The organism is Nocardia sp. NRRL S-836, from assembly GCF_001279525.1.
Lineage (GTDB): Bacteria > Actinomycetota > Actinomycetes > Mycobacteriales > Pseudonocardiaceae > Lentzea.
Map to the genome: position 1 here is coordinate 78,012 of NZ_LGDY01000123.1, position 9,859 is coordinate 87,870.

The 9,859-nt window shown below is 70.2% G+C and carries 8 protein-coding genes; 2 read left to right on the forward strand and 6 right to left on the reverse strand.

What is annotated here, in order from left to right; genetic code table 11:
* Positions 1-17: 17 nt before the first annotated feature.
* Positions 18-938 (reverse strand): MurR/RpiR family transcriptional regulator, encoded by a 921-nt coding sequence (locus ADL03_RS32620; RefSeq protein WP_082373659.1) that lies wholly within the window; start codon positions 936-938, stop codon positions 18-20.
* A 114-nt stretch (positions 939-1,052) separates the two neighbouring features.
* Positions 1,053-1,499, reverse strand: coding sequence for a carboxymuconolactone decarboxylase family protein (locus ADL03_RS32625; RefSeq protein WP_053737440.1), 447 nt, complete (start codon positions 1,497-1,499; stop codon positions 1,053-1,055).
* A gap of 50 nt (positions 1,500-1,549) precedes the next feature.
* Here ADL03_RS32625 and ADL03_RS32630 point away from each other — a divergent pair, with 50 nt between their 5' ends.
* The gene (locus ADL03_RS32630) at positions 1,550-2,887 is read left to right on the forward strand and encodes a PLP-dependent aminotransferase family protein (protein WP_197288840.1); all 1,338 of its coding nucleotides are present in this window, start codon (positions 1,550-1,552) and stop codon (positions 2,885-2,887) included.
* On the opposite strand, the gene ADL03_RS32635 is transcribed toward ADL03_RS32630, so the two are convergent.
* The 4 genes from ADL03_RS32635 to ADL03_RS32650 all read right to left on the reverse strand — a co-directional run bounded on the left by ADL03_RS32635 (position 2,870) and on the right by ADL03_RS32650 (position 8,707).
* Positions 2,870-4,393 (reverse strand): serine hydrolase, encoded by a 1,524-nt coding sequence (locus tag ADL03_RS32635; protein WP_053737442.1) that lies wholly within the window; start codon positions 4,391-4,393, stop codon positions 2,870-2,872. The two genes, ADL03_RS32630 and ADL03_RS32635, sit on opposite strands and share 18 nt — an antisense overlap.
* A 7-nt stretch (positions 4,394-4,400) precedes the next feature.
* A complete protein-coding gene (locus tag ADL03_RS32640; RefSeq protein ID WP_082373660.1) occupies positions 4,401-5,609 on the reverse strand; it encodes an exo-beta-N-acetylmuramidase NamZ domain-containing protein in 1,209 nt (402 codons plus the stop codon).
* Positions 5,606-7,294, reverse strand: a complete 1,689-nt coding sequence (locus ADL03_RS32645) for a glycoside hydrolase family 3 protein (protein WP_197288841.1) — start codon at positions 7,292-7,294, stop codon at positions 5,606-5,608. Before ADL03_RS32645 ends, ADL03_RS32640 begins: the two co-directional genes overlap by 4 nt.
* Before the next feature lie 615 nt (positions 7,295-7,909).
* Complete coding sequence (locus tag ADL03_RS32650) at positions 7,910-8,707, reverse strand: HAD-IB family hydrolase (RefSeq protein ID WP_053737444.1); 798 nt, start codon at positions 8,705-8,707, stop codon at positions 7,910-7,912.
* Between the two features lie 436 nt (positions 8,708-9,143).
* On the opposite strand from ADL03_RS32650, the gene ssd reads away from it, so the two are divergent.
* A partial coding sequence (ssd, locus tag ADL03_RS32655; protein ID WP_197288842.1) for a septum site-determining protein Ssd occupies positions 9,144-9,859 on the forward strand: 716 nt, incomplete at its 3' end.

Consider the following 9,859-nt stretch of genomic DNA (forward strand, 5'->3'; position numbering starts at 1 on the left):
ACCGTTCCGGGGGGAGGTCATTTAGTCGTCTCCCGCGGCCGCCGCCGGCCGTCCGGTCTGGCGCCGAGCCGGTGGCCGGACACCGCCTCGTAGGTCGCTTCCAGCGCCGTCTTCGCCGTGTCCACGTGGTGCTGGGCGACGCCGATGAACAGGCAGTCGATCACGGTCAGCTGCGCGATGCGGCTCGCCATCGCGCCGGAGCGGAACGTGGTCTCGCGCGCCGCCGTGGTCAGCACGTGGTCGGAGACCTCGGTGATCGGCGAGCGCGGGAAGTTCGTCAGCGCGACGGTCGTGGCGCCGGTCTCGCGGGCCACCCGCAGGGCCTCGACGGTCTCCGAGGTCGAGCCGGTGTGCGAGATGCCGACGGCGACGTCCGCCTCGGTCAGCACCGCGGCCGAGGTCAGCGCGATGTGCGTGTCGTTCCACGCGAAGCACGTCAGGCCGATGCGGTGCAGCTTCTGCTGCAGGTCGAACGCCACGAACGCGGACGCGCCGAAGCCGTAGACGTCGACGCGGCGTGCGCCCGCGACGGCCTCGACGACCTTCGCGAGCGCGTCCACGTCGAGCTGCTCGGCGGTCTCCTCGACCGCGCGGGCGTCGGCGAACGCGACCTTGCCGACGACCTGGCGCAGGTCGTCGCCGGGGCCGATGTCGCCGCCCATGTCGTGGTTGGCCCTGGCCTGGCTGCGGGCGGTGTCCGCGGCGAGCGCGATGCGCAGCTCCGGGTACCCGCCGACGCCGATGGCCTTGCAGAACCGGGTCACGGTGGTCTCACTGGTGCCCGCCTGCTCGGCGACCTCGGTGATGCTGCGGTGAGCGACCGTGGCGGGGTTCTCCAGCACCACCTTCGCGACGCGCTGTTCGGCGCGCGCGAGACCCGGCAGCAACGACCGGATCTTCACCAGCGGGCTGGACTCGGCACTGTTTTCAGTGGACACGTGGGAAACTTACTAACCGCAACTGCGACGGTCAACGGACTGTGTGCTCCACGCCCCAACTGTGTCCCAAAGTCACTCTCCGGGCCCGAACGGGCCCGGCGTGTCGGCGGCGGTTCACCGGATGTCGGGCTTCTTCCTGGTGGACACCGCGATCCGGTTCCACGAGTTGATGGTGAAGATGAGCGCGATGAGCTGGGCCAGCTCCTCCTCGCCGAAGTGCTGCGCCGCCCGCTCGTAGACCTCGTCGCCGACGTACTCGTGGCTGCCCAGGACCGTGATGGCCTCGGTCAGCAGCAACGCCGCCTGCTCCTTCTCGGTGTAGAGGTCGCCGGCCTCCTGCCAGGCGTCGAGCAGGTAGATGCGGGCCTCGGACTCACCGCCCTTCCTGGCGTCGACGGTGTGCATGTTGAGGCAGTAGGCGCAGTGGTTGAGCTGCGAGGCGCGGATGCGGACCAGCTCGGCGAGCTGCTCGTCGAGGCCCTCGCGGGCGGCGGCGTCGAGCGCGATCATGGCGCGGTAGACCTTGGGGGCCTTCTTGGCGAGGTCGATCCGGTTCGTCATGTGCACAAACCTATGGCGCTGATTGGCCCTGGGCATGGTGAAATCCGATCGTGGAATCGTGGGCCAATCTTGACTTCCACCTCGACCTGTCCGGTCCGGGTGGGCTGCGGCAGCGGTTGACGGCGTCGCTGCGAGAGGCGGTCCGGTCGGCGCGGCTGCCACCGGGAACGCGCCTGCCGGCGTCGCGGTCGCTCGCCGCCGACCTGGGGATCGCGCGCAACACCGTCGCCGAGGCCTACGCCGAGCTCGTGGCCGAGGGGTGGCTGACGGCCCGGCAGGGGTCGGGAACCGTCGTCGCGCAACGCGTCGCGCCACCCGCGCCGGTGCGGCGCCGTGCGGTCGCCGACGACGTGCGGTTCGACCTGACCGTCAGCACGCCCGACGTGACCGAGTTCCCGCGCGCCGAGTGGATCAGGTCCACGCGGCGGGCGCTGATGGCGGCACCGGCGGACGCGTTCGGGCCGGGTGACCCGCAGGGACGCGTCGAGCTGCGCACGGCGCTGGCGGAGTACCTGGCACGGGCGCGGGGCGTGCGGGCCGATCCCGAGCGGATCGTGGTGTGCTCGGGGTTCGGCGGCGGCGTGCAGATGTTCGACCGGCTGCTGGCACCACCCGTGGTCGTGGAGGAGTACGGGCTGGGGTTCCACCGGTCGTTGTGGACGTCGACGGTGCCGTTGGCGGTGGACGACCACGGTGCGAACACCGAGCAGCTGCCCGACGACCTCCGTGCGTGCGTTCTGACTCCGGCGCACCAGTTCCCGTTAGGCGGCCCTCTGCACCCACGGCGGCGCGCGTCGGCGGTGGAGTGGGCACGGCGCGTGGGCGGTCTTGTGCTGGAGGACGACTACGACGGCGAGTTCCGCTACGACCGGCAGCCGGTCGGGGCGGTGCAGGGCCTGGACCCCGAGCACGTCGTCTACCTGGGGACGTCCAGCAAGGCGCTGTCACCGGCGTTGCGGATCGCGTGGATGGTGCTGCCGGACCGGTTCGTGGACCCGGTGCTGGCGCTGAAGACCGGTCGCGAGCAGCACATCAGCATGCTCGACCAGCTGACGCTGGCCGACTTCCTGGAGTCCGGGGCGTACGACAGCCACGTGCGGCGGATGCGGTTGAAGTACCAGCGGCGCCGCGACCGGCTCGTGGAGGCCGTCTCGCCGTACGTGGAGATCTCCGGCATCGCGGCGGGCATGCACGCGGTGCTCGACACCCCGCACGAGACGGCCGTGGTGCGGAAGGCACGCGAACGTGGCGTCGAGGTCAGTCCGCTCTCGTGGTTCCGGCATCCGCTGAGCACCGACGACCGCACGGGCGTGGTCGTGAGCTTCGGAGCGCCCGCGTTCCCGCGGGCGCTCGACACGTTCGCCTCGGTGCTAGCGGCGTGCTGCTGACCAGCCCTCGGCGGTGACGTTGCCGCGTGCGTGGACGTAGACGCCACGGCCGTTGTACTGGCCTGCCTTGGTGTAGACGAACCGGGTCTTCTTCTGTTCCGTGGCAACCCATCGGCGCTCAGTGGTGGTGATCGTGCGGACGTCCTGCCACGCGGTGCCGTCCCAGTGCTGCACGGTCAGCTTGTCGCCCTCGTCGGCGTCGACGAACACCTCGACCGGGCGGTCCGCGGTGAGCGTGCCGCCGGAGGTCGTTGCCCGCCACTGCTTCCCGTTCGCCCGCACGGCCAGCGCGCCCGCCAGCCCGTCGGCCACGGCCCGGCGCGCGGGGTTGACGCTGCCCCAGTCGCGGGACGGGTGCACGCGGTTGGTCAGCAGGATCGCGATGCTGCGCGAGGCCTTGTCGATCACGAACGACGTGCCCGTGTAGCCCGTGTGACCCGCCGTGCCGGGACCGCTCAACGCGCCCATGTACCAGCGTTGGTCGAGCTCGAAGCCCAGGCCGTGGGCGTTGTCGGGGAACTGCTGGTTGAAGTTCGTCAGCATCAGCTCGACGGAGTGCTCGCTGAGGATGCGGCGGCCGTTGTAGGCGCCGCCGTTGAGGATTGTCTGGCCGAGGACGGCGAGGTCCCTGGCCGTGCTGAACACGCCCGCGTGGCCGGCCACACCGCCGAGCGACCACGCGTTCTCGTCGTGCACCTCACCGCGGACCATGCCGCGCGGCGGGGTGGACTGGAACTCCGTGGCGGCCGTGCGGTCCTTGGCCTTGGGGTTGTAGCCGGTGTCCGTCATGCCGAGCGGGCGGGTGATGCCGTCTGCCACTGCTTCGTCGAGCTTCTTGCCGCTGACCCGGTGGACCAGCTCACCGAGGGTGATCAGGTTCAGGTCCGAGTACACGTACGTGGTGCCGGGCGTGGACTTCGGCGTCACGTCCATCACGGCTTTGATGCGTGACGGGATGTCCGGGTACCGCTGCCACAACGGGATGAACGGCTCAAGACCACTCGTGTGGGTGAGCAGCTGCTTGACGGTGATGTTCTCCTTGCCGTTCACACCGAACTCGGGCAGGTAGCGGGCGACCTTCTCGTCGATGTCGACCCGGCCCCGCTCGACCTGCTGGATCACCGCGACGGACGTGAAGAGCTTGGAGATCGAGGCCAGGTCGAAGATCGTGTCCTTGCGCATCTCGACGCGGTCCTGCTCCGGCAGCTGGGTCTGCTGGTCGCGGTAGAGGACGGCGTAGCCGGTGCGGTCGTGCGTGACGATCTGGCCGTCGTGCACGAACAGCGTGACGGCGCCGGCGAACAGCGGCTTGCCGTTGGCCTGGGGCTTGGTGAAGTCGCGGACCTGGCGCAGGGCGGTGTTGATCGGTTCGGGGTCGAGGTGCGCCCAGTACGGGTTGGACGGGCGCAGCGTCGTCCGCTCGTGCGCGAAACCGTCCTGCGGCTGGTCGAAGTGGCCGGGGATCGCGACCGTCACGAGTGCGACGGCCAGGGCAGGGATGAGCATGGCGTCCTCACCGGTAGCGCAGGTAGGGCAGGCGGGTGCGGCGGAACTGCCGCAGTTCTGCTTGCCAGGCGCCGACCACGTCGTCGGTGGAGGCACCGGCGTCGATCATCTTGCGGAGGCGGTCGGAGCCGCTGAGCTTGTCGATCCAGTTGTCCGGCCGCCACGCGAACACGGCCGGGTACAACGACTTCGCCGTGCTGATCATGGCGACGGCCGCCCTGATGGCGTCGAACTCGCGCGGGTCGGTCACGGACACCGTGACACCGCCGCAGGTCTGGCCCTGGAACTTGTGGAACGTGGGGGAGAAGTAGGTCTCGCGGAACCGCACGCCCCGCAGGCCCATGGCGTTCAGCGCCTCCGCCCACCGCCAGTCGAGGCCCGGCGCGCCGATCGTCTCGAACGGGCGCGTGGTGCCGCGGCCCTCCGACAGCACGGTGCCCTCGAACAGGCAGGTGCCGGGGTAGACCAGCGCCGTGTCCGGGGTGGGCATGTTCGGGCTCGGCGGGACCCACGGCAGGCCGGTGTCGAGCTGGTCGCGCCGCCAGCCGCGGACGTTGACCACCTCCAGCCGCGTCTTCACGCCGAACTCGCCCACGTAGAAGCGGGCCAGCTCGCCGACGGTCATGCCGTGCTGCTGGACGATCGGCTTCAGGCCGACGCCGGTGGCGTGGGCGGGGTCGAGCTGGGGGCCGTTCGCCCTGCCGCCGATCGGGTTCGGGCGGTCCAGGACGAGGAAGTCCAGGTCCGGCGCGGCCTGCATCGCCGTGTACAGCGACCAGATGTAGGTGTAGAAGCGCGCGCCGACGTCCGCGATGTCGAACACGACCGTGTCGATGCCGGCCTTGGCGAACATCGCCTGGAGCTTGGTGGCGCTGGCGCCGTAGGCGTCGTAGACCGGGATGCCGGTGCGCGGGTCCTGGTAGCTGCCCTCGGAACCGCCGGCCTGGGCCGTGCCGCGGAAACCGTGCTCCGGCCCGAACACCGCGGTGGGCTTGGCGTCGTGCGCGACCATCGAGTCGACGATGTGCGTCTGGTCCGTGAGCACGCCCGTCGGGTTGGTGAGCACGCCGACCTTGCGGCCCTTGAGCTTGCGCCAGCCGTCGTCGGCGAGCTGCTGCGCTCCGGTCGTGAGGCGGCGTTCGGCGCGGGCGGTTCCGGCGGTGGCGATCGGGACGGACAGTGCCGCGCTGGCTGCGAGGAAGTGCCGCCTTCTCACCAGGTCACCCCGTGCCCGAACGGGTAGGGGGTCGGGCCCGGCACCGCGACCGGCAGCTTGCCCTGCGGCTTCGTCTCACCGAGCAGGACCTTGGCCAGCGACTCCATCGACACCGTCGTGATCGAGTAGGTGGCCAGCCACGTCTTGGCGTCGCTGTACGCGACGTCGTACGGGTTGCCGGTGGCGACCGCGACGACCGGTTTGCCGGTCGCGACGAGCTTGGCCAGCAGGTCGAGCTGGGCGGGGCGGGTGCTCAGGTTGTTGGTCAGCACGACGATCTTGTCGGCGCTCGCCGCCGCCGTCAGCGCCTGCTGGGTCTGCGCGGGGGTGGGGCTCGTGGCGGTGACGACCTTGGCGGCCTTGAGCCTGGTCGCGAGGGCCGTCGTCGGTGCGTCGCCGGTGCCGACGACCAGGGGAGCGGTGGCGTTGAGCGGCAACGCCTGGCCGTCGTTGCGCACGGCCGTGATCGTGCGGTCGGCGATGAGCTGGGCCTGCGTGGTGTGGGAACCGACGACCTGGTCGACCTTGTTCTCGTCGACCTGGGCGTTGAGCATGACGCCGCGCAGCAGCTTCATCTTGAGGATGCGCAGCACGCTCTCGTTGATCCGCTTCTCGGAGAGCTCACCGCTGCGCACGGCGGCGATGACGCTGTTGACGGCCAGGCCGAGGTTCGGCGGCATCAGCAGCTGGTCGACGCCCGCCTTGAGGGCGAGCACGGGGACCTCGGCGTCGGAGTGCAGCTTGCGGACGCCCGCCATCTCCAGCGCGTCGGTGACGATCACGCCGTCGTAGCCGAGCTCCTGCCTGAGCAGGCCGGTGATGATCCGCGGGGAGAGCGTGGCCGGGTCGCCCGACGGGTCGATCTGCGGCACCTGGATGTGCGCGGTCATGATCGAGTCGACCTTGGCGGCGATGGCGGCCTTGAACGGTGGCGCGTCGATCTCCCGCCACTGGTCGAGCGTGCGGTTCGAGACCGGCAGGCTGGTGTGGCTGTCCTCGGAGGTGTCGCCGTGGCCGGGGAAGTGCTTGGCGGTCGCGGTGACCGAGCCGGTGCTGAGCCAGCGCTGCTCGTAGCCCTCGACCTGCGCCTTCGTCAGGTCCGCCGCGAGCTTGGGGTCACTGGAGAAGCTGCGCACGCCGATGATCGGGTTCGCCGGGTTGGAGTTGACGTCGGCGTCCGGCGCGAAGTCCTGGTTGATGCCCATCGCCCGCAGCTCGGTGGCGGTGATGCGGGCGGCCTCCCGCGCGTCCCCGGTCGACCGGCCGGCGCCCAGCGCCATGTTGCCCGGCAGCTGCGTGAACGGCGGGCCGATGCGGGTGACGAGACCCATCTCCTGGTCGGTGGAGATGAGCAACGGGACGCGGCTCGCCTTCTGCAGGCCGTTGGAGAGCTGCGCGATCTGCTTGGGCGTGTCGATGTTGTCGCGCGTCGAGTTGTTGAAGTAGATGACGCCGCCGGGGTGGTACTTGCGCACGACCTCGGCGGGCGTGTCGACGCCGAAGTCGGCGCGGTTCTTGGGGTGAGCGACGTCGGCGGCCTGGCCGTTGACGAAGGTGACGAAGAGCTGGCCGACCTTCTCCTCCAGCGACATCCCGCCCAGCGTGATCACGGAAGCGTCCGCCCGCGGTACCGGCAGGAGCGTGAGCAACGCGGTGACCATGGTGAGCGCGGCGATTTTCCGCACGGTGCAGTGCCTCCCGGTGATCTTCCCACAAGATAACAGGCCTGTTATGCAAGTTAGTGACACGAAGGCCATGGGTCAACGGGAAGGCATTTTGCCGTCGGTGCGAGTTCTTCACAGGGTCAGAGCGGACCCTTCACACAAAAGCAGACGGGGCACCCACGAATGGGTGCCCCGTCTTCAGCGCGGGCTTGCGAGTTACCAAGCGTGCAACTCGTGTCGTACAACCCTGGCCTCGGCGTCCGGCGTCCCGGTACGCAGGCCCTAGACGACAAGCCTCCCGCGGCGTGCTGCGCGTGGGTACTCGAAGTCCGCGCACGGAGCCCTGCCGGGGTGGAGGCTGGCTTCTCTTCGCCAGGTCCCTGGCCGACCCGAGGTCCGCACCACCCATTTAAGTGCGTGGGACGGGTCACAGCAAGGGCTCGGAAGGGTGCACCGGTCAAGCCACGTTCAGTAGCGAAAGCACTGGCGTTTCAGCGTTTGTGGCATTTCATCCGCCTTCCGGTACCGCTGACGGGGCGGCGTCGTGCACTCACTCGGGCACCACGTGCGCGGGCCGTTGCCGCTACCGCCCGGTACGTGGTCCCGAAGGCTTCGACCCGCCTCGCGGGGCTTGACTCACGCGTCGCGGCCGCGCTTGCGCCGCAGCCCGTACCAGGCGGCGCCGGCGGCCGCGACGGCACCGAGGCTGATGGCCGTGACGGCGACCGTCTTGCCCGACGGGGTGGGGATGCGCGAGCGCAGGCTCACCGGGTCGGAGAACTGCTGCACCGGCCAGCCCTTCTGGACGGCGACCCGGCGCAGGCCGCGGTCGGGGTTCACCGCGTTCGGGTGACCGACGACCTCCAGCATCGGCAGGTCGCTGACCGAGTCGGAGTAGGCGTAGCACGTGGCCAGGTCGTAGCCGCGCTCGTCGGCGAGCTGCTTGATCGCCACGGCCTTGTTCTCCGCGGCGCAGTAGAAGGCGACGTCGCCGGTGTAGCGGCCCTCGTTGACGACCATCCTGGTGCCGACGCTGTGGTCGGCACCGATCAACTGCGCGATGGGGGCGACCAGTTCTTCACCCGATGCGCTGACGATGACGACGTCGTGGCCCTCGGCTTTGTGGTCCGCGATGAGCTGTGTCGCCTCTTTGTAGACCAACGGGTCGACGATGTCGTGCAGCGTCTCGCTGACGATGCTGCGGATCTGTTCGACGTCCCAGCCCGCCGCCAGCGCCGTGATGTGTGCCCGCATCCGGTCCATCTGGTCCGCGTCCGCTCCGGCCAGCATGAACACGAACTGGGCATAAGCGCTCTTCAGCACCGCGCGGCGGTTGATCAGGCCCTCCTGGAAGAAGGGACGGCTGAACGCCAGGGTGCTCGACTTCGCGATCACGGTCTTGTCGAGGTCGAAGAAGGCGGCGGTCCTACTCATGTGGTCAGCTTAGGTGTACTCACCGGTAGGCCGTTCGGTCGGCATTTCGTTGATGGACGAAACCGTTGTGAGACACGGTTACCGAAACTTGCCACACGGCTGTTGCGGAAGTTGCGCACGGCACTGGCGCATGGGGATACAGTAGGAGAGTCCGGTTCGACGGACGGGTTCAGTCCGACCCCCCGGGACTGAACCATTGACGACCCCCGTCCCTCCCCCCTGGCGGGGGTCGTCCCATATCTCGGGCACGTTTCCGCGTCACCGCGACTGGACCTCTGCGGTCGTTCGGGCCGCAACTCTCCAGCGTCGCACACAGCCCTGACACTTCCGGGCCTCCAGGCGCCTCAAGATCGCGACTTGTCCACATCCCGCGATTCGTCCACAAGTTGATCTTCGTCCGTTGTGTCGTTCATCACGACCGACGACCGTTCATCCCATGACCCACCCCCTCGCCCTGCTGACGGACCCGCACCTGCTCGACGAGGTCCTCCGCCTCGCGGCGGCCGCCGACTGCCCGCTGTCCCGCGCCCCCGACGTGCCCGCCCTGCGCCTGGCCTGGCACTCGGCACCCCTGGTCGTCCTCGACGCCGCCGCGCTGCCCGCCTGCGTGGCCGCCGACCTCCCGCGCCGCCCCGGCGTCGTGGTCGTGCACGGCGGCGACCCGCCGTGGCCGCTGGTCGTCGCGGTCGGCGCCACCGCCCTGGTCGAGCTCCCGGCCGAGGCCCAGACCCTGGTCACCACGCTCACCGACGTCCGCGACGGCCCACCCTCCGACCTTGGCCGCGTCGTCTCGTTCATCGGCGGCCGCGGTGGCGCAGGCGCCTCCGTCCTCGCCACCGCCTGCGCCCGCGAGTCCGCCTCGGCCGGCACCGAGACCCTGCTCGTCGACTGCGACCCCTTGGGCGGCGGCCTCGACCTGGTCCTCGGCGCCGAGTCGGCGGCCGGCGCCCGCTGGCCCGCCGTCCACTGCTCCGGCGGCCGCGTCCCCATGTCCTCCCTGCGCGCGGCCCTCCCGGCCACCGGCACCCTCAGCGTCCTGTCCTGCGACCGCACGGCGGAACCCCCGGAACCCCAGGCCGTCGCCGCGGTCCTCGACGCCGCCCGCCGCTCCGGCTGCACCGTCGTCTGCGACCTCCCCCGCCACCCCACCCC